Annotated in this window: 16 protein-coding genes and 1 pseudogene; 11 read left to right on the top strand and 6 right to left on the bottom strand. The window is 69.3% G+C overall.

Features of this window, described 5'->3' with window-relative positions; genetic code table 11:
• Window positions 1-126: 126 nt before the first annotated feature.
• Window positions 127-2,646 carry a SpoIIE family protein phosphatase gene (locus tag ACWD3C_RS07330; protein ID WP_451141024.1) on the top strand — a complete coding sequence of 840 codons (2,520 nt, stop codon included), beginning with the start codon at window positions 127-129 and terminating at the stop codon, window positions 2,644-2,646.
• A 127-nt stretch (window positions 2,647-2,773) separates the two neighbouring features.
• Here ACWD3C_RS07330 and ACWD3C_RS07325 read toward each other — a convergent pair.
• Window positions 2,774-3,037, bottom strand: a pseudogene (locus ACWD3C_RS07325) (carboxylesterase family protein); the annotation flags it as partial.
• A gap of 173 nt (window positions 3,038-3,210) precedes the next feature.
• On the opposite strand from ACWD3C_RS07325, the gene ACWD3C_RS07320 reads away from it, so the two are divergent.
• From ACWD3C_RS07320 to ACWD3C_RS07310, 3 genes are all read left to right on the top strand, one after another.
• Window positions 3,211-4,605, top strand: a complete 1,395-nt coding sequence (locus tag ACWD3C_RS07320) for a CapA family protein (RefSeq protein WP_451141022.1) — start codon at window positions 3,211-3,213, stop codon at window positions 4,603-4,605.
• 115 nt (window positions 4,606-4,720) lie between these two features.
• Window positions 4,721-6,451, top strand: a complete 1,731-nt coding sequence (locus tag ACWD3C_RS07315; protein ID WP_451141020.1) for an ABC transporter permease — start codon at window positions 4,721-4,723, stop codon at window positions 6,449-6,451.
• Window positions 6,452-6,499: 48 nt separating this feature from the next.
• A complete protein-coding gene (locus ACWD3C_RS07310; RefSeq protein ID WP_451141018.1) occupies window positions 6,500-7,735 on the top strand; it encodes an ABC transporter ATP-binding protein in 1,236 nt (411 codons plus the stop codon).
• A 21-nt stretch (window positions 7,736-7,756) separates the two neighbouring features.
• Here the strand turns inward: ACWD3C_RS07310 and ACWD3C_RS07305 are convergent, their stop codons facing one another.
• A complete protein-coding gene (locus ACWD3C_RS07305; RefSeq protein ID WP_451141016.1) occupies window positions 7,757-8,752 on the bottom strand; it encodes a LysR family transcriptional regulator in 996 nt (331 codons plus the stop codon).
• Window positions 8,753-8,786: 34 nt separating this feature from the next.
• Complete coding sequence (locus tag ACWD3C_RS07300; protein ID WP_451141014.1) at window positions 8,787-9,902, bottom strand: ABC transporter substrate-binding protein; 1,116 nt, start codon at window positions 9,900-9,902, stop codon at window positions 8,787-8,789.
• Window positions 9,903-10,205: 303 nt separating this feature from the next.
• Here ACWD3C_RS07300 and ACWD3C_RS07295 point away from each other — a divergent pair, with 303 nt between their 5' ends.
• The 5 genes from ACWD3C_RS07295 (at window position 10,206) to ACWD3C_RS07275 (ending at window position 15,878) form a co-directional block, all read left to right on the top strand.
• Window positions 10,206-11,414, top strand: a complete 1,209-nt coding sequence (locus ACWD3C_RS07295; RefSeq protein WP_451141012.1) for an MFS transporter — start codon at window positions 10,206-10,208, stop codon at window positions 11,412-11,414.
• Between the two features lie 255 nt (window positions 11,415-11,669).
• Window positions 11,670-12,650: an alpha/beta hydrolase gene (locus ACWD3C_RS07290; protein ID WP_451141010.1), complete on the top strand. Its 981-nt coding sequence runs from the start codon at window positions 11,670-11,672 to the stop codon at window positions 12,648-12,650.
• Complete coding sequence (locus tag ACWD3C_RS07285; RefSeq protein WP_451141008.1) at window positions 12,647-14,353, top strand: thiamine pyrophosphate-binding protein; 1,707 nt, start codon at window positions 12,647-12,649, stop codon at window positions 14,351-14,353. Before ACWD3C_RS07290 ends, ACWD3C_RS07285 begins: the two co-directional genes overlap by 4 nt.
• Window positions 14,350-14,832, top strand: coding sequence for a ribonuclease E activity regulator RraA (gene rraA, locus ACWD3C_RS07280; protein WP_451141006.1), 483 nt, complete (start codon window positions 14,350-14,352; stop codon window positions 14,830-14,832). The genes ACWD3C_RS07285 and rraA overlap by 4 nt, the downstream gene beginning before the upstream one ends.
• Window positions 14,833-14,834: 2 nt before the next feature.
• Window positions 14,835-15,878, top strand: a complete 1,044-nt coding sequence (locus ACWD3C_RS07275) for an LLM class flavin-dependent oxidoreductase (protein WP_451141004.1) — start codon at window positions 14,835-14,837, stop codon at window positions 15,876-15,878.
• 95 nt (window positions 15,879-15,973) lie between these two features.
• Here the strand turns inward: ACWD3C_RS07275 and ACWD3C_RS07270 are convergent, their stop codons facing one another.
• Complete coding sequence (locus tag ACWD3C_RS07270; RefSeq protein WP_451141002.1) at window positions 15,974-17,563, bottom strand: carboxylesterase/lipase family protein; 1,590 nt, start codon at window positions 17,561-17,563, stop codon at window positions 15,974-15,976.
• 383 nt (window positions 17,564-17,946) lie between these two features.
• Between ACWD3C_RS07270 and ACWD3C_RS07265 the strand changes: the two genes are divergently transcribed.
• Together ACWD3C_RS07265 and ACWD3C_RS07260 are read left to right on the top strand one after the other, a co-directional pair.
• Entirely contained in the window at window positions 17,947-18,261 is a 315-nt protein-coding gene (locus tag ACWD3C_RS07265; protein WP_451141000.1) for a hypothetical protein, read from the top strand.
• Window positions 18,234-20,600 carry a glycoside hydrolase family 3 protein gene (locus ACWD3C_RS07260; RefSeq protein WP_451140998.1) on the top strand — a complete coding sequence of 789 codons (2,367 nt, stop codon included), beginning with the start codon at window positions 18,234-18,236 and terminating at the stop codon, window positions 20,598-20,600. Before ACWD3C_RS07265 ends, ACWD3C_RS07260 begins: the two co-directional genes overlap by 28 nt.
• A gap of 27 nt (window positions 20,601-20,627) precedes the next feature.
• Here the strand turns inward: ACWD3C_RS07260 and ACWD3C_RS07255 are convergent, their stop codons facing one another.
• Together ACWD3C_RS07255 and ACWD3C_RS07250 are read right to left on the bottom strand one after the other, a co-directional pair.
• Window positions 20,628-21,968 carry a hypothetical protein gene (locus tag ACWD3C_RS07255; RefSeq protein ID WP_451140996.1) on the bottom strand — a complete coding sequence of 447 codons (1,341 nt, stop codon included), beginning with the start codon at window positions 21,966-21,968 and terminating at the stop codon, window positions 20,628-20,630.
• 157 nt (window positions 21,969-22,125) lie between these two features.
• Window positions 22,126-23,508: a hypothetical protein gene (locus ACWD3C_RS07250; protein WP_451140994.1), complete on the bottom strand. Its 1,383-nt coding sequence runs from the start codon at window positions 23,506-23,508 to the stop codon at window positions 22,126-22,128.
• Between the last annotated feature and the right edge of the window lie 42 nt (window positions 23,509-23,550).

Genomic DNA, 23,550 nt, shown 5'->3' with positions numbered 1-23,550 from the left:
GGTGATCTTGAGAGTCATGTTGCTGTAGCGTCCGAGAATGCAGACGTTACTGTTTAGTTACTATTTATATGGATTTCTACACGAGCCTGGGTATCGGGCCCGGACATCAAACCTAATAATCAAGCCTTGATACAGCGCATTACCGACGAAGCGCAGGAGCGGCCGATGCGCGACATCACCTTCTGGGACGACACCGGCGAACTCCCCGAGCCCGCCGGCGAGGCGGACGCTCTGGTGGATGTCCACGGCCTCGTGATGGGCTGGAGTCCGGGGGCCCGGCGCATGCTCGGCCACACGGCGGACGAAGTGATCGGACGCAGCGGAGCCGGTCTGCTGCACAGCCGCGCGGACGTAGAGGACCTCGTGCGGCGGTGCGTCGCGGACGGCGGTGTCCGGTCGGAGCCCGTGGTGCTGCGCCACCGCAGCGGGGAGCCGCTGGAGGCCGAAGTCTGGGCGCGTCCCCTCGTGTCGGCGACCGGTGAACGCCAGTGGCTGGTCCAGGCAGCGGGCGCCGAGATGGCCCGGACGTACAAGTTCGGCCGCGCGCTCCTGAAGGGACTGTTCACCGACTCCCCCTTCTACATCGACGTCTTCGACACGAAGCTGCGTTTCGTGGCGCAGAACATGAGGGCGCAGCGTCGCGCCGGGATGTTCTGGGCAACGGAGAACGCCGGACACACCATGCGCGAGAAGGCTCCTCCCGGCATCATGGACATGGACGCCTTCGAGGCCCGGCAGCGACAGGTGCTGGAGAGTGGCGAGGCCCTCATCGACACGGAGGTGAGGGGCCACATCGTGCCCGGCTCCGCGCCCCGCGAGTACGTCTGGTCCGAGTCGATCCTCCCCCTCAGGGACCCCTCCGGGGAGGTGATCGCGCTGGCCCACACGGTCTCCGATGTGACCCAGCGGGCCCGGTCGCGTGAACGGCTGGCGCTGGTGAACGACGCCAGTACACGGATCGGCACCACTCTGGACGTTGGACACACCGCTCGGGAACTGACCGACGTCGCGGTGCCGCAGTTCGCCGACGTCTGCTACGTCGACCTGCTGGACACCGTATTCGATGGCAACGAGCCGGTGAGCGGGCGCCCGCCGATGCCCGTGGTGCTGCGCCGGGTCGCGCATCGCAGGGGCGGGGGCGGTGGCGGTGGCGGGGACGGCGACAGGAACCTGGACGCGGACGGGCTCGGCGCGGTGGCGGTGGGGGATGTCGACGCGTTCGCGACGGCGCCCGGCTCGCCGTTCATCGAGGCTCTGACACACGGCGAACCCGTGCTGCTGACGGGGGACGAACTGCTCGCCGTCGCCGCCGTCGATCCACGGCACTGGGCCCCGTCGACGCGGGGGCCGCACGTTCATTCCTGGCTGCTCGTACCCATGTTCGCGCGCGGCATCGCCCTGGGCACGGCGGTGTTCGTGCGTTCCCGCAATCCCTTCCCGTTCGAGGCCGACGATGTGCTGCTGGCCCAGGAGTTCGTGACCCGCGCGGCGGTGTGCGTGGACAACGCGAGCCGTTACAGTCGGCAGCGGACGACCGCGTTGACCCTGCAACGCAGCCTGCTCCCCCAGCACCTTCCGACACCTTCAGCGGTGCGGGCCGCCTCCCGGTACCTGCCGGCGAGTGGGCACACGGGACTCGGAGGCGACTGGTTCGATGTGATCCCCCTGTCGGGTGCGCGGGTGGCGCTCGTGGTGGGCGACGTGGTCGGGCACGACCTGCAGTCCGCCGTGACCATGGGCCGTCTGCGGACCGCGGTACGCACACTCGCGGACCTCGATCTGGCTCCCGACGAACTGCTTGCCCATCTCGACGACCAGATGAACCGGTTCCTCGACGAGCGTGGCGACGAAGGGGCCAGGTCGGGTGAGGCGTCGGGAGCGACATGCCTGTACGCGGTCTACGACCCGGTGTCGCGCCACTGCGTCATGGCGCGGGCGGCCCATCCCCCGCCCGCGGTGATGTCGGTGGACGGCAGAGTGGAGTTCGTCGACCTGCCCGGTGGCCCGCCCCTGGGTCTGGGCGGCGTCGTTTTCGAAGCGAGGGAGATCAAAGTCGAGGACGGGGACCTCTTCGTCCTCTACACCGACGGCCTTGTGGGGTCCCGGGAGCAGAGCCTTGACGACGGGCTTGAGCGGATGTGCGACATCCTCTTGCGCACGCCCGCCTCGGCCGACCCGGAAGACGTGTGCAGCGCCCTGGTCCGCGACCTGCTGCCCGCGCGCCCCCAGGACGACGTGGCTCTTCTCGTAGCGCGCATGCGCGGCTTCGCCCCGGACCGCCACGTCACGTGGCACATCGAGGCGGATGTGGAACAGGTGTCCTGTGCAAGGGAGCTGACAGAAAGCCAGCTGGCGCAGTGGGGGCTGGAGGAGGAAGTGTTCGCCGCGGAGCTGGTCGTCAGCGAGCTGGTGACCAACGCGATCCGCTACGGCAAGGCACCGATCACCATGCGGCTGATCCGTGCCGGCAACCTGATCTGCGAGGTCTCGGACGCCAGCAGCACCTCACCGCACGTCAGGCAGGCACAGGAGACCGACGAAGGGGGGCGCGGCCTCTACCTCGTCGCACAGCTGGCCCGGAGCTGGGGCACCCGGTACGGCGTACGAGGCAAGACCATCTGGGCCGAGCTGGCACTGTCTCACTGACCTGTACGGGGTGGGTCGGCCCGGACGACGCCCGGTTTTCCGGGTCCTTCTTCGTCGCCAGTGCCGTCACTGCCGTGCTGTGCGCGGTCGCGGCAGGGGTGCCGGCGCCGGAGCGAACCCCGCGGGGACGGTAGAGGTCGAAGCAGAGGCAGCCGTCACTGACCGCTCGCTCCTCGCGCACGCCGGAGGACTGTAACTGCAGACAGGCGGGTGCCTGGCGGTCCGCCTGCCGGATTCCCTTCCAGGACGCCGGGGCGGCGGGCGGCGCGAACCTCAACTCCCGTACGGGCGGCGTCGCGTACCGCAGACCGAGGAACGCGTCGGCGTGGCCGCTCGTGACGCCATGGACGAGACCGCACGCAGAACGGTCGACAATATGCGTGCCGAGCATATCCTCCTCCGCGAGGAAAAGGTGATAACTATCGCTGATAAGTGGAGTAGGAACTGTGGACTTCTCGGGGGTGCCGGCGCCGACCTAGCCTGGCGAAAACCTGATGACCAGAGGGTGTCGCCACGTGGCCGCGAGCGGCTGCGTCCAGCATTTCGGAAGGAAGTGCAGGTCATATGCCCCACACCGTCGACTGGTCGGTCGCGATTGCCGGCGAGTGCATGGTGACCCGGCCGTTCTCGATGCACTCCGAGAGTGAATTCCTGGGTATTCGCGAGCTGTTCGACAGGGCCGATGTCGCGTATGCGCATCTGGAGATGAACTTCGGGCGCTTTTCGGAAGTCCACCCGGGCCGCGGCGACTGGTTCGGCAGTTACATGCTGGCCGATCCCGGCATCGCACGGGAATTGCGCTGGCTCGGCGTGGATGTGATGTCGACGGCGAACAACCACAGTCTGGACTTCGGCGCGCGAGGTCTGTTGTCGACGACGGAGGCCCTTCGGGGCGCGGGCCTGGCGGGCGCGGGCACGGGCCGGGACCTGGACGAGGCGCGGACTCCCGCCTTCGTCGAGACTCCCCGGGGCCGGATGGCGCTGATCTCGACGACTTCTGGCAATCGGCCGCACGAGTGGGCGGGCCGCCCCAAGGAGACCATGCCTGGCCGGCCGGGCATCAACCCGCTCCGGGTCACGACGACCTACCTGGTACCGCCGGACGCCGCGCGGCACCTGAGGTCGGTGGCGGACCGGCTGAACATCCTGCGGACGAGCAAGGACTGCAAGCCGGGCAGGACAGGCCGGACGCTCACGGCGGACGAGTTCCAGTACAACCTGCCGGGCGGACAGTCGGCCGCCGGCGAGATGGTCTTCCGCGAGGGCGACACGTACGGGATCCTCACCGAGTGCCACCGCGGCGACCTGGAGGGGAACCTGCGGTCGATCCGGTCGGCGGCCGCGATGGCCGACCTGGTCATGGTCGCCCATCACTTCAACATCTCCGAGGGGCCGCGCGGCGACCGCCCGCCGCGCTTCGTCCGGGAGTTCGCCCATCGCGCCATCGAGGCCGGGGCGGACATCTTCCTCGGCCACGGCTGGCACAAGACGCTGGGCGTCGAGATCTACCGCGGCAAGCCCATCTTCTACGGTCTGGGCAACTTCTTCGCCCAGTCGGAGTTCCTGGAGCGTGTCCCGTACGACAGCTATGAGACCTGGGGGCATGACGTCGACGCCCTGCCGACCCTCACCCCCGACGTCCACCCCCTGCACCCGGGGCTCGACACCCCCTCCACCACGTGGTGGAGTTCGGCCGTCATCGACGTGCAGTTCACCGATCACCGGCTCACCGACGTCACGCTCCACCCCGTCGAACTCGGCCGCGAGGTCTCCAAGGAAGCGAAGATCACCCGTGGCACCGGGAAGTCGGCGCAGCACCCCCTGACCGAAGGCCGGCCACTGATCGCGGACCAGGTCAACGGCGCCCGCGTGCTGGAGCGGTACCAGCATCTGTCCGCCGAGTACGACACGACGCTTGAGATCGACGGGCGCGTGGGCAGACTGCGGCTCGGGGACTGACACCGCACGATCACGGACCCGGAGGTTCCGCGGATGAGGCGCACGTTGTGCCGGTGGTCGGTCGCGAGCCCACGCCATCGGCGACGGACATCCCCGAGGGAGGAGGTGCGAGCACATGGTGACGCTGACTCAGCCGGACACCTCCCGGCCCCGTGAGACCAGGACACCGGCCAAGGCTCAGTGGGGTCCTCGGGCTCTCATGGCTCTCGTCATCCTGCTCCTCGCCGTCCTGGTCTTTCTTCCCACCGCGCTGGTGTTCGTTCGCGCCGTTTCGGAAGACCCCCGCAACCCGTTGTCCACCTTCACGCTCGACGCCCTGGCCAACTCGTACGGCTCCGCCCGGATCTGGCGGGTCCTGGCCGAGACCATGGCCATGTCGGTGGCGTGCGGCGTCCTCGCCACGGCCCTGGGCGGCGCGCTGGCCTGGGTCCTGGCCCGCACCGACGTGCCGATGAGACGGTTCTTCGAGGTCGTCGTGATCGCGCCGCTGTTCCTGTCGCCGTTCATCGGCGCGCTGGCCTTCCTGGAACTGGGCGCACCGCGCACCGGCCTGCTGAACCAGCTCGCGCGGGACATCGGCCTGCCGGGCTGGATGTCGGTCAACGTCATGACGTTCGAATGGCTGATCATCATCCTGGCACTGCACTACGTGCCGTACGGCTACCTGCTGGTGTCCGGAAGCCTGCAGAACATGGACGCGAGCCTGGAGGAGGCGTCACAGATCAACGGGCGGGGCACCCTGCAGACGGCGCTGCGCATCTCCCTGCCGGCCGTCCGCCACGCGACGCTCTCGTCGGTCATGTTCGTCACCATCAGCGCCACCGGCATGTTCTCCGTTCCGGCGCTCCTGGGCGCAAAGATGTCCTTCCAGCCCCTGGCCGTGACGGTCTACCGCGCCACGAACGGCTACCCGAGCGACTACGCCCTCGCCGCCGCCCTGGGCACGATGCTGGTGCTGCTCAGCGTGCTCGGCCTGTGGCTGTACCAGCGCGGTCTGCGGCAGTCGTCGAAGTACGTCACCGTCACGGGCAAGTCGCAGAACAGGAAGCGGATACGCCTGGGCAGGACCAAGTACGCCGTGGTTCTCCTCCTCGTCCTGTACGCCCTCGTCACCACCGTGCTGCCGTACGCCGCCCTGTCCCTGCGCGCCTTCAGCACCTCGACCAATCTGGACGAGATCCACCCCACCACCCAGGTCGTCAGGGACGTGCTGACCACACCCGAACTGAAGAACGCGCTGGGCAACACGGTGGTGGTGTCCGTCGCGACGGCCCTCGGGGCGGTGGCCGTGGGCATCCTGACCTCGTACGTGACGGAGCGGGTCCGGCACAGGGGTTCCGGCCTGCTGAACTCCGTCGCCATGTCGCCGCTGGCCGTTCCGGGGATCGTCTTCGCCACCGGAGTGTTCGCCCTGTACCTCGGCACGCCGCTCTACGGCTCGCTCACGATCATGGTGGTGGCCTATGTGGCGTCGTACCTGCCGCACGCGACCCGAGTGACGGGCAACGGCTTCGCGCAGATCGACAAGTCCCTGGAGGAGGCGTCGCGGATGTGCGGGGCGGGTCAGACCCGCATGCTGCGCACCATCCTGCTGCCACTGATGCGGCCGTCGATAGCCGCCGGCGTGATCATGGTCTTCCTCTTCACGGTCCGTGAGATCAACACCGCGATCCTGCTCTACACGCCGGACACCATGCTGCTGTCCATCCTGTCCTTCAACTACGCCCAGCAGGCGTCGTTGCCCGCCGCCGCCGTCGTCGGGCTCCTGGAGACCGCTCTCATGATCGCGTGGATCGTCGTCATGCGGGCCCTGCTCCGGCCCGGCAAGCTGCACCACCGCGCCTGACCGGTGCGGACAACGCCGCAGAGAGACACGAACGAGGTGAACAGATCGATGGACGCGCCGCACCGGAACCCGTCGCCGGACCACGGCCTGGCGGTGAAGGGGCTCTTCGCCGACTACGGCAGCACGACGGCGGTTTCGGACGTCAGCCTGGAGATCGGCCGGTCCGAGTTCGTCACCCTCCTGGGTCCCAGCGGATGCGGGAAGACGACGACGCTGCGCTGTGTCGCCGGCCTGCACACCCCGAAATCCGGGCACATAGCCCTGGGCGGCAGGCGGCTGTACTCCTCGGACGTCAACATTCCGCCGCACAAGCGGGACATCAACATGGTCTTCCAGTCCTACGCCGTGTGGCCGCACATGACGACTCTGGAGAACGTCATGTACGGCCTCAGGGCGAAGAAGGTGCCGAGGGCTCAGGCGCGTGCCAGGGCCCGGCAGATGCTGGAGCTGGTCGGGCTGGCGGAGTTCACCGGTCGCCACGCGACCGACCTCAGCGGCGGACAACAACAACGCGTCGCCCTCGCACGCGCGTTGGCGACCGAGCCCAGCCTGGTCCTCATGGACGAGCCGCTGAGCAATCTCGACGCCCGGCTCCGGGCCCGGATGCGTGACGAGATCCGGCAGATCCAGCGCAGGACCGGTGTCACGGTGCTCTACGTGACGCACGACCAGTCCGAAGCGCTGTCGATGTCCGATCGCGTGGTCGTGATGAACCACGGTGTCATCCAGCAGGTCGGCGACCCCTGGGAGCTCTACCACCGGCCCGCCAACGGGTTCGTGGCGACGTTCGTCGGCGAGGCCAACGTCGTCCCGGGTGTCGTCGCCGGAGTTGGAACCCGCACCTTCTCGGTACGGGTCCCCACGCTCGGGCCGGACACGGTGCTCGATGTCGCCCGCGTCACGGCGGCCGACTGCCCTGCCGCGGGTGACGCGATCTCTGTCGTCTTCCGCCCGGAATGGGCGCGGGTGTCGAGGGAAACGGGTCCGATTCCGACGACACTCGACGGCAACGAGTTCAGGGCCCGCCTCGTCTCCAGTGAGTTCCTCGGCGACCATTTCGAGCGTACCTACGAAGCCGGACAGCACCGGCTGCGCGTCCAGGCCGTCACCGGACCGACCTCCCGGCCCCCGCGGATCGGAGCCGAGCAGACCCTGCTCGTGACGCCGGAGAACCTGACCTGGTTCCCCGCCGACGACGCCGGGCCGCGCGGGGACGGCGACGGGGAGGCGGCCACGGACGCAGGTGTCTCCGCCGGAGTGCCGACCGAGGTGCTCGGCGGCTGACCCCGGCAGGTCCGGTCCGGTTCAGACGAGGGACGGCGCCGCGGTGCGGGACGCCGGGTTCAGTGAGGACCCGACCTTGGCCGGCAGCATGCCGAGGAACACCCGGGCGGCCTGGGGAACCTCACGATCGGGCGGGGTCAGGATGACCGCGCCCCGCAGGAGGGGAAGACCCGGTGCGGCCACGGCCCGCAGGAGTCCGGCGCGCAGGTCCTCCCGCACGCAGAACTCCGGGAGGACGGCCAGGGCCAGCCCCGATGTGACGTAGGTACGCATCGCCTCCAGGCCGCGTGATTCGAGAACGACGTGCAGCGAGACGCCGACCTTCTCGGCCCAGCGTTCCACCAGCTGACGCGTGCGCATCCCGTCCGCGAAGGTCGCGAAGTCCGCGTGTGCGAGACAGTCGATCCGATCGGACTCCGGCAGCGAGTGGATACGGTCCTCAGGCCGGGCGTAGAGGTACATCCGCTCCTCTATCGTTCCGAGAGCCGGAAACTCGCTCGGCGCCGGATGGCGGCAGATGCCCAGGTCGGCGCGGCCGTCGGACAGGACTTGTGTGCACGCCTGCCGCGACGGCTCGTGCTTGATGACGACGCGGACGGACGGTGCCGTCTCTTTCATGGCCATGACGGCCTCGACGAGCAGGTGCTTGATGTGGTCGGAGTCGCTGACGACCGTGAGGGTCGAGTTCTCCGGGAGGTCCTTCATCCGCTCCAGCCGGTGGTGGAACCGGTCGGTGCGCGTCAGCACCTCCTCCGCGAAGCCGAGCAGCTCCCGCCCGGCGGCCGTCAGCTCGGACCGCGCCCCGTGCCGGCGTTCGAGCAGGGTGCAGCCCAGCAGGCGTTCGAGGTGGCGTATCCGCTGGGACACGGCGGGCTGGGTGAGCGCCAGCTCAGCGGCCGCGGCCCGGAAGGACCCGGCGCGAGCGAGGGTCTGGAAGGTGAACAGCTGGTCGAACGTCAGGCCCGCGATGAGCCTCTGGCGGCTGGTGTGGCGCCAGTTGCCATTCGGGAACGCCATGTCTTCCTCCTGTCGCCGGGAAGGCCGCGGCTGATCACCTGCCGAGGGTGGCGTTGACCTCGCTGACGAAGTCGGCGAAACCGTCGCCCTGCAACTCGGGTTGGGTGGCCATGCCATACCAGATCTCGGGCTTCGCGTACCACGGTTCCTTGGCTATGTCGCGCTGGTCCACCCATCCGGTCCGGGTGCCGGTGCCCGAGCCGTAGGTGGCCATGAGGTCGTGGCCCTCGTCGGACGTCGCCCATTCCATGAACAGGCGGGCGGCGTACGGGTGGGGTGTCGTCGTCGGCAGCCCGATCATCCAGAGGGCGGCGTTGGTGGGCTCGGGGTATGCGTATTCGATGGGAGCACCGTCGGCGATGTAGGCGTTGTACAGGGTGTCGGTGCCGAACGTCGCCGCGTACTCGCCCTTCACCAGTTGCTCGGCGATGGGGATCTGACTCTCGAAGAGAGCCGGATCGTTGCCGGCGACGCCTTCCAGCCACTTCCACCCGTAGGTGTCGGCCTGGTGGAGGACGACGTTGGCGTAGTTGCCCGCCGTGGTCGCGCCGCCGGTGTCGCCGAGCGCGATCCGGCCCTTGAACGCGGGATCGGCCAGAGCCGCCACGGGGTCCTGGCGCAGCAGTGTCCGCTGCTCGGGCGTGGTGACCTCCGTGTTCCATGCCACCGCCCCGATGCTCTGGTGCAAGGGGTAGACGAACCCCGCGAGCCCGGTGCCCGGCAGGACCTCGGCGAAGTCGTAACCGCTGTAGTTCTCGGTCTTGTAGTCCGTGATCCAGCCCTCGTCCTTGGCGTCCTGCCAGAGCTGGTACACGTTCTGGATGACGATGTCGGCGTTGTCGACACCGCCGTTCACTTCCTGGGCCCATTTCTGGAAGAGGGTGGTGCTGCCGTCCCGGTAGAGCTTGACCTGTATGCCGTACTTCTTCTCGAAATGCTTCACCCAGGCGGTGGTCGACTTTTCCGTGGTGGCGGCGTACAGACTGACCTCGCCCTCCTCCTTCGCCTTCGCCACCAAGGCGTCCATTCCGTCCGCTTCGGCCGCGTTCTTCGGCAGGTTCTCGGCGCTGCCGCTCCCGGAGCCGCCGCAGCCCGCCAACAGGAGGGAACTCGCGGCCGCGATCCCGATGAGTACGCTTCTGAGTTTCATGCTGACCAGCCTCCAACTCCGGGTTATAGCCAGGGGGAAAGCCGCAGGTGCCCGTAACCCGCCAGAAACAGTAGGGCTGTGCGTCGGGGCCGGTAAGCGTCGGGTTTCTACTCGACTGATAAGGCTGGTCTTATCGTCCGAGCGGGGGCGGACGGTCCGTGCCCTCTGGTCGACTCCAGAGATCGTCGACAATATTGTCCGCAGTCATCGACGTGAGGGACAGTACACGTAAGTACCGCGCGTGCGGAACGGTGCGGACGCGACGACCTGTACCGCACTCGCATCCCTCCTCAGAGGAGCCCGATGGACGCGCCACGGCCGACCGTTCCCTGGCGGGATCTGCTGCCGACCGCGCTGATCCCCAACGTCCTCCACGGCGCCGGTCAGGGTGCGGCGGTGCCCGTCACCCTGCTGGCGGGGATGCGGCTGACCGAGTCCTCGGCCGCCGCGGCCGTGGTCGCCGCCATGCTCACCGTCGGGCAGCTGGTGCTGGCGTTGCCGGCCGGATGGCTCGTCTCCCGGTTCGGGGAGCGGTCCGTCATGCTCGGGTCCACGGCGGTCACGGGCGCCGGCGGCCTGGTGGCCCACCTCGCCTCATCCCTGTGGGCCCTTGCGTCCGGTGCCCTGCTGATCGGGAGCGGTGTGGCCGTCTTCATCACGGCCCGCCATACGTGGGTCACCGTGGCGGTACCCGTCGAGGTGCGGGGGCGCTCGCTCTCCGCCCTGGCCGGGGCCACTCGGCTGGGGCTGTTCGCCGGCCCGCTCCTCGCGGCCGGCGCCATCCGGCTCACGGGCGACGTCCGGGGCGGCTTCCTCGTCGTCGTGGCGACGTCCGCCCTCCTGGCCGTCATCGTCGCCCTGGCCCCCTTTCCCGAGGGTGAGACGGGCGAGGACGACATCGGGGCGCGTCCGAGGGTCCTCCACACCATCTGGGAGCGCCGGAACGTTCTGCTGACGCTCGGTCTGACCGTCTCGGTCGTCAGTACGATGCGCGCCACCAGGCGCATCCTCGTCCCGCTCGTCGGTGCCGCCGTGGGCCTGGACGAGGTGACCATCACCCTCGTCGTGGGCATCGCCGCCGGGCTCGACTTCTCCCTGTTCTACCTGGGCGGAGTCGTGACCGACCGCTGGGGACGGCTCGCGGTCGCCGTACCGGCCCTCATGGCCTTCGCGGTCTCCCATCTCGGCCTCGCGCTGGCCCCCCAACTGCCCGCCGGCCTGTGGTGGTTCCTGGCCTGCACCACGCTGATGGCCATGGCCAACGGCTGGAGCGGTGGCGTCGTCGCCACCATGGGGTCGGATCTCGCCGACCCGCGAGCACCCGCCCCCTTCCTCGGCTCATGGCGGCTGACGACGGAACTCGGGCCCTCCGTGGCGCCGTTCGTCATCGCCGCGCTGGCCGGTGCGCTCTCGCTGTCCGCGGCGTGCGTGGCACTCGCCGTCCTCGCGGGGGCGGCCGCCGCCATGCTGCCGCCTCATGTACGCAGATATCTGCCACGCGGACGGCGTTGACCTTATCGGCCGATCACGAATGCTTTCGCGCGCGGCATTGCACTTCTTCCCCCGCGCTTCCGACCATGGCGGGAAGCCGGAAGGAGTGAGGCATTGAGACCGACAGGGCAGAGAAAAGTCGTCAGGAAACGGACCGCCGCGGCATCGCTGGCCGGAATTCTCGTCGTGATGTCCCTGGGCGCGGCATCTCCGCCGAGCGCAAGTCCTGAACAGGATATTTCCGTTGTCCGCGCTGCTCGGGACACGAACGGCACCGTGCTGCGTCTTCGAGTGCACGCGAAGTCGCTGGAAGGGAACCTGGCGGGGGACTCACCGGACCGTGACGTCTCGGTCTACCTGCCTCCCTCCTACAAGTCGAACCCCCATCGGCGATACCCGGTCCTGTACATGCTGCACGGGTTCACGAACACCGATCTGAGCTACTTCGGCGCCGGGGCGTCGACACACATCCCCACCATCGCCGATCGCACGATCAGGGCCGGCACCGCACGAGAGATGATCGTCGTCACCCCGAACGCGATGACCGTGTACGGCGGCAGCAACTACTCCAGCGGGGCGACCACCGGGGACTGGGAGAGCTTCATCTCGCGTGAGTTGGTGTCGTATGTCGACAAGCGTTTCCGCACCATTCCGCGGGCGAAGGCACGAGGGCTCGCGGGCCACTCCATGGGCGGCTACGGCGCGATGAGGATCGGCATGAAGCACCCCGACGTCTTCTCGGCCCTCTACATCCTGAGTTCGTGCTGCATTTCCCCCACGAGCAACATCCCGGACACTCCGGAGGAGATGGCGGCGTTCGAAGCCTTCAAGGAGCGTCCCGACGACTACACCCAGATTCCCGCCAACATCAGGACCGCGGTCGCCGCGGCGGCATCCTGGGCGCCCAACCCCGCCAACCCGCCCCTCTATTACGACTCTCCGGTCAAGAACGGTGAACTCCAGGCGTCGGTGATCGCGCGGATGACCGCCAACCGGCCACTGGCCATGGTCGACCAGTACATCAACAACCTGAGGAAGCAGCGCATCGCGTTCGACGTCGGTGATCAGGACACGAACATCGCCGCCAATCTCACCGAGTTCGACCGCATCCTGACCTCGTACGGCGTGCCGCACACGTTCGAGGTGTATCCAGGGAATCACGGCAATCGTATCCCCGAGCGGTTCGAGGAAAAGGTCCTCCCCTTCTTCTCGGAGCATTCGCTGCGGACTTCCGGACCGCGGAAGGAGTCTTCTTGAGCGAGGCGAACGAGTCCGCCGGAACCGAAGTCCGCACCCATGCCCAGGAGTTCGCCGACGCCGTGGCGCTGACCGGGTGCACGCATGTCTTCGGACTCATGGGCGACGGCAACATGCACCTGTCCATCGCGCTCGAAGACCGGGGCGTTCGTGTGGTCGAGGTACGGCACGAGAGCGCCGCGGTGGCGATGGCCGAAGGATACGGCTGGTCCTCGGGCCGCACCGGCATCTGCTCGGTCACCCATGGTCCGGGTCTCAGCCATGTGGCGACCTCGCTGCTGGTGGCGGCCCGCAACCGGTCGCCGCTCGTCGTCTTCGCGGCCGAGACACCGACCGGCTACCAAGGGGCCCAGACCTTCGACCAGGCGTCCTTCGTCGCCTCGTGCGAGGCGGTCTACCGCACCATGACACCGGGGGAGCACCCGGCGGACGTCCTCGCCGAGGTCATCGCCCTCGCGCAGGCCGAGTCGAGGCCGGTCGTCCTCGGCGTGGGGGCCGACCTTCTCACCTCTCCCGTAACCGGACGGGCCGAGAAAGACTCGGCGTACCGGCCGCGCGCGGCACCCACGGCCGGTGACGACCTCGCCGCGGCCGAACGGCTCGGCCAACTCCTGACCGATGCGGCACGGCCCGTACTGATCGCGGGCCGAGGCGCGAGGGACGGCGCCGCGCCGGATCTGATGCGGGCGCTCGCGGACCACTTCGGCGCCGGGCTGGCGACGACACTGCCCGCCAAGGGGCTGTTCGACGGGCACCTTCTGGATCTGGGCATCGCCGGAGGTCTGGCCCACCCGGCGGCCGAACGCGTGCTGCGCCGCGCGGATCTGGTCGTGGCCGTCGGTGCCTCCATGGGCCGCAGCACCACGCAGTCGACGCGCCTGTTCGCGGACGCGCACATCGTCAAGGTCGTCGACGACGTACCCGGGACGGGAAAGGACGCACCTGAGGCGGGCAAGACGGAGACGCTCCGCGGAGACGCGGCGGGTACGCTGAAGCACGTGCTGTCCCTGACCAGGCCCGCGACCGGCACTCGGCAGCAGTGGTTCGATCCGGTCGGCCCGTCCGCCGACTGCTGGTTGGAGGACCTGCGCGACTTCTCCCCTCCCGTCCCCGACGGCACCGTCGATCCCCGGCGTACGGTCGCGGAGATCAGCGAGCACATCCCCGAGGACACCACCGTGGTCATCAGCAACGGGCACTGCTCGGGCTTCGCCGCGGCGTTCCTCACCGTGCCCGCACGGGGCCGTTTCTTCGCCGCGCAGGGCTTCGGGTCCATCGGACAGGCGCTCACGACGGCCGTCGGCGTGGCTCTGGGTTCCCCGGACCGCAAAACCGTCGTCTTCGAGGGGGACGCCGCGTTCATGATGCACATCCAGGAGCTGGACACGGCGGCGCGGGCCGGAGCGGATCTGACCGTGTTCGTCCTCAACGACCAGGCCCTCGGCACCGAGTACCAGCGGCTCAGGAGAGAAGGCGGCGACGCCGGGGCCGCCATCGTGCCGCCGCCCGGTCTCGCCACGCTCGCGGCCGCGTTCGGCGCCCGCTCCTCGACCGTCGACACTCCCCACGCCCACACCCTCGCGGAGGCGGCGCTGCGCCCGGGCCTCGCCGTCGTCGACGTACGCACGGCCCGTTCGGTGCTCAGCCGGCACATGAGGCTGCCGCACCCGCGGCCTACGCCGGACGAAGGGGCCCGACGATGACGGACGAAGCCACGGCGGACGTCTACGACAGGCTGGAGGGCACGGCCCGCACCTGCACGGTCCCCCTGCACACCTACGGCGGCCGGGTCCGGTTCGGCGGGGTGATCGACACCGTGCGCTGCTGTGAGGACAACGTGCTCGTGCGCACGGCACTGTCGCGGCCCGGGCACGGCCGGGTGTTGGTGATCGACGGTGCGGCCTCGCTGCGCACCGCCCTCCTCGGCGATGTCCTGGCATGCCTGGCGAGGGACAACGGCTGGTCCGGTGTCATCGTCCACGGCGCGGTGCGTGACGTGGCCCGGCTGCGCGAGACCGACTTCGGAGTGGCCGCCCTGGGGTCGAACCCGCGCCGCAGCGGCAAGGCCGGTACCGGCACATCGGGAGAGCCGGTGTGTTTCGGCGAGGTCGTGTTCACGCCCGGGGACACGGTTCATGTGGACGAGGACGGTGTGGTGCTGGTGCCCCGCGAGGCGAGCTGAGGATGGGCGGAACACTCCAGTTCGCGATGCAGTTCACGGTCGTCGAACCCGTCTTCACCCGCCGGCACGCCCATCGACTGATCGAGCTGGCCCGGATGGCGGACGACTTCGGCCTGCACTCGATCGGAGTCGGTGACACCGGCTTCCGCCTGAACGAGGCGGCGGCCCGGGTCACCCTCCTGGCGCTCGGCACCACACGGACGTATGTCGGCATGCGCCCGACCAACCCCTGGACCCGCGACCCGCAGATCACTGCGGCGTTCCTCGCCACGATCGACGCCATGACCGAGGGCCACGCCTTCATGGAGATCGCCACGGGCGACTCCGCCGTGCGCAGTGTCGGCCGCGGCCCGGCGACCCGGGCCCGGCTGGAAGAGTACGTCACCTGCGTCCGCGATGTCCTGGCGACCGGGCACGGACGCTTCGGGGGACGCGACATCCGCGCCTTCGGGGACAAACGCCGTCCCGTGCGCATCTCGGTCGGCGCCGAGGGCCCGCGCATGCTGGAACTCGCCGGAGCGATCGGTGACGCGGTCTCCATCGGGACCGGACTCACGCCCGAGGTCGTCACGTGGTCGCTGGAGCAGGTCGAGCGTGGCGCACGCCGACGCGGCCGGGACACCGCCGGTGCCGAGCCGTGGTTCACCGTCCGCAGCGTCCTCGACATCGACCGGGAGGCCGCTTGGAACCGGGTACGCCCTTCGCTCGCCTCGATCCTGCACCACAGCATGCGAAGGGGTGTCGAGGGTCGGCTGGTTCCCGAACGCCACCACGACGCCGTCCGGGAATACGTACGGCAGTACGCCCTCGCCGATCACCAGCGGCCCGGCGGGACCAACGAACTCCTCATGGAACGCCTCGGGCTCACCGAGTTCGCCATGACCCGATGGGGAATGGCGGGGAATCCGGCGGACTGGATCCGGCGCATCTCGGATCTCGCGGACTCGGGCGTCCGCCGGATGTGGCTGGCCAACCGTGGCAGCCTCCCGCAACTCGAATGCGCGCTGAGGACCTTCGGAGAACAGGTGTTGCCCCGAGTCCGTTGAACTCGCCCGAGCTCGTCAGGACTTCTACGTGCTTTCTGCGTGCGGGAGTGCGGGAGTGCGGGCGTGCCGGGAAGGGTGGGCCGGGCGAACCGGTGTCAGCCGAGCCAGAAGTCGCAGTGGTGGTCGGCCGCGTACGTGGTGATCACCTTGCTGGCTCCGGCGGTGCGCAGTTGCAGGACCGGCCAGTCGGAGCCGCCGTTGTAGCGCGGCCAGTCGGGCTCACCTTTGGTCTTCGGGGCGCCGCTGTGGGCGAAGGCACCCCAGTAGCGCATCATCTGGTCGGACAGCTTCTCCTGCCGGGCGGTCAGGGGGCGCTCGCCGAGGGTGAAGTCGAAGAGGTAGGCGAGTTCGGCGCTGTGCGCGTTGGACATGTCCTTGCCGGGGATGGTGAAGCCGTACAGCGTCGGCGAGGTGGGGTCGTTGAACTCGTAGCGGTAGACGGTGCCCTTGCTGGAGATCAGCTGCGCGGCCCGCTGGTTGGGGCAGGCGCGCTGGGCGTCCGTCCGTACCTGGGTGATGGCGTTCCACGGGCTCGTGAACTTCTCCAGTGGGTACAACCGCAGGACGCGCTCGGCCCGGTCGCCGTAGGTCTCACGGACCAGCTTCTCGTAGCCCTCGGCGGTGAGGTCGGCGAGCGAGTCGGAGGCGAGACGGTTCTCGGAGCGGGTGTTGCCGGTCATCACCGGTACGGCGTTCCAGCTGCCGTCCGTGAAGGCCTCCTCGAAGGACTTCGGCATCAAGGAGCCACCGACCTTGGAGCCGCCCAGGTAGTCGCTCTGGTGCGCGATCAGTGTGCCCGGCCATGCCTTGCGGAGGCAGGAGACGACGTCGGCCTCGTCCGTGCAGCCGACGGACTCGGCGAACCCGACACCGCTCTGCTCGCCCTCGGCGAGTGTCGTGGGGGACTGGAGGCACTGGGAACTCTGCACCACGGCCTTGTCGAACAGGCCGCGCGCGGACGGCATGGCCATCAGGCCGCACACGGCGCCGCCGCCGGCCGACTGGCCGTAGACGGTGACGTTGCCGGGATCGCCGCCGAAACGGGCGATGTTGTCCCGGACCCACTGCAGGGACGCCACCTGGTCCATCCGGGCGTAGTTGCCGGATCCGCCCGGGGTGACGGCGCTCAGCGCCGGGTGGGCGAGGAAACCGAGCGCGCCCAGGCGGTAGTTGACGGAGACGACGATGACGCCGGTCTTGGCCGCCATGGTGCCGCCGCCGTAGATGACGCCGGTGCCCTGGGTGTTGGCTCCGCCGTGGAACCACACCATCACGGGCAGCCGGGCGCCGGACCGGGTGCCGCTCGGGCGGTAGAGGTCGAGGTAGAGGCAGTCCTCGCTGACCGCCTGCTCCTCGCGCACGCCGGAGGGCTGGAACTGCGGACAGGCGGGTGACTGGCGGTCCGCCTGCCGGACGCCCTTCCAGGACGCCGGCTCGGCGGGCGGGGCGAACCTCAACTCCCGTACGGGTGGTGCCGCGTACGGCAGACCCAGGAACCGGTCGGCCCGGTCGGCCGTGACCCCGCGGACCGGGCCGCTGTCCGTCCGGACGACAGGGGCCGCGCGGCCCCGGCCGGGCTCACCGGCGGAATCCGCCGTGGGGCCGGAGGCTCCCAGGGCCACGGCGGGAACGAGGAGGGCCGCTGCCAGAGCGGCCAGGCGTTGTTTCAGGGCACGTCCGAGCACACGAACCTCCAGAAGAAGGGGCCACGCCGGGGCCGACGGGGTGAGTCGGTTGGGCGCGGGTGGGCTGTGCCGACTGCGAACGTAACCGCGCGGCAATATTGTCAGCAATATGCGTGACGAAAATTTCTTCATCCTTTGAAGCTGATCCGGGTGCTGCGGACCAGGACGTGACCTGCGCATACGAAGACAGTTCGGAAACTGAAAACGTGGGTGTCGAGAGCTCGGGCGTCGCTTGAAGTGTTGACCGCTGGGCTTCTCACGTCGACACTCGGTCCGCATCCGTCCGATGCCCGAGCCGGTGTGACCCGGTGTCAGCCGGCCCTGTGTCAGGGGGCGTCGGGCGGTGCGCCGATGACGTGCACCGCAGGGAAGGGACACCCGCATTGCACCAGCCCCGCAACGCCATCCCGTCCGCTCACAGCCCCTCACACCGCACCGCTCACAGCCGCCGCGAGGTGCTGAGGCTCTTCGGTCGTACGGCGTCCGCCGTCGCCTTCCTCGCCCTGCTGGAGCCGGTGGCGACGGCGAGACCCGCCGCCGCGGCGACTTCCGCGAGCGACCGCCGCCGGGTCCGCGCCCTGCTGGCCCGGCTCACCCTCGACGAGAAGATCTCCTGGTCCACGGGGCCACCGACCCCGAACGGCTCGGCCAGGCCGGATACCTGCCCGGCGTGCCCCGTCTCGGCATACCGGAGCTGAGACTGAGCGACGGTCCGGCCGGCATCAACGTCGCGGCCTCGGCCACCGGCCTGCCCCCGGTGTCCACGCTGGCCGCCTCCTTCAACCGCGAACTCGCCCGCGAGTACGGCGAGGTGATGGGCCGCGAGGGCCGCGCCCTGCGCATGGACGTGCTGCTGGCCCCGCAGATCGAGCTGTCCCGTGCCCCCTTCTTCAGCCGCGACAAGGACCAGACCGGCGAGGACCCCCACCTCAACGCACAGCTCGCCGCCGCGCAGATCGAGGGCGTCCAGGCGCAGGGCATGCTCGCCATGGCCAAGCACTACCTGGCCAACAACCAGCGCAACGGCGAGTTCAACCGCGCAGACCCCACCGACCCGGCGACCAACTTCGACTTCCGCGTCGACGACCGCACCCTGCACGAGATCTATCTGCCGGCCTGGGAGGCGGCGGTACGCGCCGGGGTCGCGGCGGTGATGGCTGCGTACAACCACCTCAACGGCGAGTGGAACGCCGAGAACCGGACGACCCTGACGGACGTCCTCCGCGGTGAACTGGGCTTCACCGGGTTCGTCACCTCCGACTGGAGTGCCACCCACAGCGTTTCCGTCGAGGACGGCCTCGACATGGAGATGCCGGGCGGCTCCTACTTCGGTGACCCGCTCAAGCAGGCCGTCCAGGACGGCACCATCCCCGAATCCGCGCTCGATACGGCGGTCTCCCGCGTCCTCGGCCAGTACGACCGCTTCGGCCTCCTGGACGGCAGTCGCACACCGGCCCGCCGAACCGTCGACATCGCCGCCGGCGCCCGCACCGCGCGCAAGGTCGCCACCCAGGGCGCGGTCCTGCTCGCCAACGACGGCGGACTGCCGCTCGGCCGTACCGCGCTGCGCTCCCTGGCCCTGATCGGCCCGACCGCCGCCCAGGTCGCGGTGTCCGTCTGGGGGGAGCGGGCGTACGGCTTCGAGGACCGCATGGTCTCCCCGCTCGACGCGCTGCGGCGCACCGTGCACGTCGAGCCGCGCCACGCCGTGGGTGTGGACCTCACCGGCACCGTCGTACCGTCCGAGGTACTCACCCCGGCCGACGGCACCGGGCACGGGCTGACCCGCGTCCCTGCCGCGGGCGGCGGTCAAGTGACCGACGCCACCGTGGACTTCACCGGCGACAGCGCCTTCCCGGTCGGTTCCTCGTACGTGTGGACCGGCACCCTGACCCCGCCGAGCGGCGGCGAGTACCGGCTGATGATCCAGGCGTGGCGGGGGAGTGCCGAACTTCACGTCGACGGCACCCGCATCGCCCGGGCCGCGGCCCCCCGCGACGACTTCGCCCGCAAGTGGTCGAGCATCGTCCCGACCACCGACGGGCTCGACAACGGACTGGCGACGGCGACGCTCACCGGCGGCAGGGCGTACCAGGTGCGGATCGCCCTCACCGGCTGGGCGGCGACCGTCCACGACCGAGGTCCGGTGCAGGTGCGGTTCGCCTGGAGCACCCCGGAGCAGCGCGCGGCCGACATCAGGGCTGCCGCCCGCCTGGCGCGGAAGGTGCACACGCCGGTCGTGTTCGCCTTCAACGGCTCCGCCGGTCCCACCGGCGGAGGCGGCGACCGCACCAGCCTCGCCCTGCCCGCCCACCAGGACGAGCTGATCGACGCGGTGGCCGGGGCCAACCGCCGTACGATCGTCGTCCTCAACGTCGGCGACCCGGTCACCATGCCCTGGCGGGACAAGGTCGGCACCATCCTGCTGTCCGGATACGCCGGCCAGGAGGGCGGCTGGGCCACCGCCGATCTGCTGCTCGGCCGTGCCAACCCGAGCGGCAGACTCACCATGACCTACCCGAAGCGGGAGGCCGACCACCCGGTGCTCGACCCCGCCCACCCGGAGCGGTACCACGGCGTGGACGGTGTGGTCACCTACAGCGAGGGCGTCTTCACCGGCTACCGGCACTTCGACCGGGCGGGCATCGAGCCGCTCTTCTGCTTCGGCCACGGCCTGTCCTACACTCGGTTCGGTTACGAGCGGCTGTCGGTGCGACCGGCCCGCGGCGGCGGTCTCGACGTCACCTTCACCCTCACCAACCGCGGCCGGCGCAGCGGGGCCGAGGTCCCGCAGGTCTACGTCGGCCCGGCGCCGGACACGCCCGTCGAGATGCCGGTCAGGACCCTGGCCGCCTTCGACCGCGTGGAGCTGCGCCCCGGCGAGTCACGCCGCGTCACCTTGCACGTCGACGAACGCCGGCTCTCCTACTGGTCGACCGGCGACCGGCGGTGGGTCCTCCCCGCCGGTCGCCGCACGGTCCAGGTCGGCGCCTCGTCCCGCGACATCCGCCTCACCGGAACCGGCCGGCCACGCTGAGCCGACCGGACCGGTGTCCGCCGTGACTCACTTGTGCTGCCGGAAGATCCATTCGCGGATGCCTTCGATGTTGTAGGCGATCTTCCAGGTGTTGAGGTGGTTGTTGAGGGAGTTGTCCTCCTGGTCGCTGGGCACGACGGTGCCCTGCTCGAAGGCGACGTAGTTGATGTCGGTCCTCTTGGCGACCACCTTCCGGACTTCGGTGGCGAACTCCTTCCGCGTGGAGGTGCCGTCCCATACCGCGCGGGTGACCTTCGCGCCCTCCGCTTCCAGGGCTTCGGTGATGGCGTTCTGGCCGGGGTAGGCGTTCTCGTCGCCCTGGGACACCGTGATCCACAGCTTGTCGTTGGCCATCGGGGCGACCAGGCTGGTGTCCCACTGCCCGGCGACGATGTAGGAGGCGGCGAACAGGTCCGGGTACTCGATGTCCATGACGATCGACATGATGGCGCCCATGGACTGCCCGGTGGTGTAAAGGCGCTTCTTGTCGATGCTGTGGGTGTCGGCGACCTCGGTCACCAGCTTGACCGTGGTGTCGAGCATGTCCGTCACCGTGTAGCCGCCGTGGTCGTCGACGACGGCGCTGGGGTACTGCGGCGCGAGCACGAACGCCGGGCGCCTGGCCTGGTCCTCGGGGCTGGCCCAGCAGATCGCTCCGTTGCCCTGGATGAGGGTGGTGGTGGTCTCCGAGCTGAGTACGGCGGCGTCGTGCATGAACAGCACCAGCGGGTAGGACTTGCTCTCGTCGTAGTCCCTGGGCGTGAACAGGTTGTACTCGAGGGTCTCGCCGGTGTCCGGGTCGGTGAAGGACAACTGCTCGAAGTCGTCGACGATCAGGTTCTTCACGGCGGTTGTCGTGAACCCGGTGGAGCTCGCCGCGTAGACGGTGCCGCGGGTGGTGGTGACGTCTCCCGCCTGCACCACCGTCGCCACCGCCTCCTTGACCGTCGGGCCCGAGCCGCCGCCGCCGGGGCCGCCGCTGGGCGCGCCGCTCGGGGCACCGCTCGGGGCACCGCTCGGCGGGGTCCCGCCGCTGGGGCCGCTGCTCTCGAGCAGGGAGGCGGCCTCGTCGTCGGGGGACATCTCGACGATGACGTACCGGCAGTTGCGGCCCTCCTTGCGGCCCTTCGTGTGACCCTTTGTCACCGGGGTGGGCGAAGTGGTGGCGTACACCCTGGTGATGGTGCGGTCGGCGACGGAGAACGTCTGCGTGGAGAGCTTGGAGCTCTTGATCGCCGTGTCGTACTCCAGCGCGACGGCGGTGAGCTTCAGGCCGTCACCGAAGACCTCGGTGATGGCGGTGGCGCTCTTGACATGCTCGCTGCTTCCGGATTCCTCGGCGGCCGAGGCGGAGCCATAGGCCGCCACGCCTCCGATAACGGCCAGGGAGGCCCCTGCCGAGCTTGCTATGAAAGAGCGCCTGTCCATTGTTCTTTTCCTCCTGGTCGATCGGCTGTTATGTCGTACAGCCAATAGCGATGTTCTGTGAGATTCCTGAGCGTTTTCTTAACGCGGGTTGTGATTTTCAGCGGCGCAGGGAGTCGAGCATGTCGCCGATCTTCGCGGCGACCTTTTCCGCCGATCCTTGGGCATATGTGGAGTCCACTGCCTCATAGGTGATCCGGGCGTAGCTGCGGGCATCCGCCATGTTCTTCGCGCCGCCGTCGAGCATCGACAGCACCGCGGTGTGCGGGAAGGGGGAGTGCTTCTTGATGCTCAGGCCGGTGCCGGCGGAGAGTTCCGGTGCCACCCCGGCGAACACTCCGTCCCCGATCTGGAGCACCCAGATGGGCACTTCGGCCGTGCCGTTGGGGGTGAAGGTGTAGCTCTTCGTGGGAGCGGTGGGGTGTCCCATCATGATCGCGTCCACGGTGACGGAGTCGGTGACCAGCTTCAGCGCCGCGCGGGAGCTGGTCTTGATGGTCTGGCCGACCCGGACGGCCTCGGTGCCCAGCCGCTCGCCCTGCGCCGTCAGCAGTAGCCAGCCGGCGTCGGCGGCGTCGGTCTGGGACCACTTCTTGTCCTTGTCGATGGTGTACCGCTTGGACCGGAAGGCCGGTGACTGGTCCCCACAGGCACCGACCAGGAAGAACCCGACGACGTCATCGCCGTACTGCTTCTCCACGTGCGCCACCGTCGCGCCCGCCAGATCGGCTGTGACCGGATGGTCGCCGCCCGCCATGACCGAGTCCAGCATCACCGAGGACTGCACGGCGTAGTTGACCAGGACGGCGACCGGGTTGCCGTCGGTGTCGTCGAAACGGGTGACGCCGACGCTCTTGTCGGACGTGCCCGCCTCGCCGGTGCCCAGCCACCAGCCGTCGGCGGTGAGGACGTCGCGGTTGACGTTGACGTCGCACTTGCCGGTGCCGAAGCCGACCCGGGCGGGCTGCAGTGCCGTGACCGCCGCCGTGACCGCGGTCGTGGCGGCCTGCGAGACCAGCTTCATGAACGGGGACGAGACCCCGCTGCCGGGCCGGATGTGCGGGGTGGAGAACGTGTGCGTGACGGTCACGACGATGTCGGCCGGCGCGACACCGGCCGCGTCGGAGACGATCGTCCGCAGCGCGGCGACCGCCTCCGGGCTGATCGACGTCAGGTCCAGGACCACCAGGGCGACGCGGCGCGAGTCGTTCTGCAGCAGCAGGATGCGTATGTACAGGTCGTCGTGGACCGTGGTGAAGCCGTCCAGCGGCAGCATCGAGGACGGAATGTCGATCACGGCCTTTCCGGCCCCCGCCTTCAGACCCGACGCCCAGGTGCCCGCGGCGTCCGCCGCCGCTGCCTGGGTGCCGGCCGCCACGGACGCGGCCGCCATCGCCGTGGCGACGGAGCCGCCCAGGAATGACCGCCGGTGCAACAGTCCACTTCCATGCCGGGCTTTCTCGCTCTCGTTCTTCGCCGTCACAGGGGTTTCCTCCGAATCGGAATTCCGTGGTTAATGGTCTAT

The organism is Streptomyces sp. NPDC002845 (genome assembly GCF_053591955.1).
Note: the sequence above shows the minus strand (reverse complement) of the source record. Positions and strands in the feature narration are given on the sequence as shown.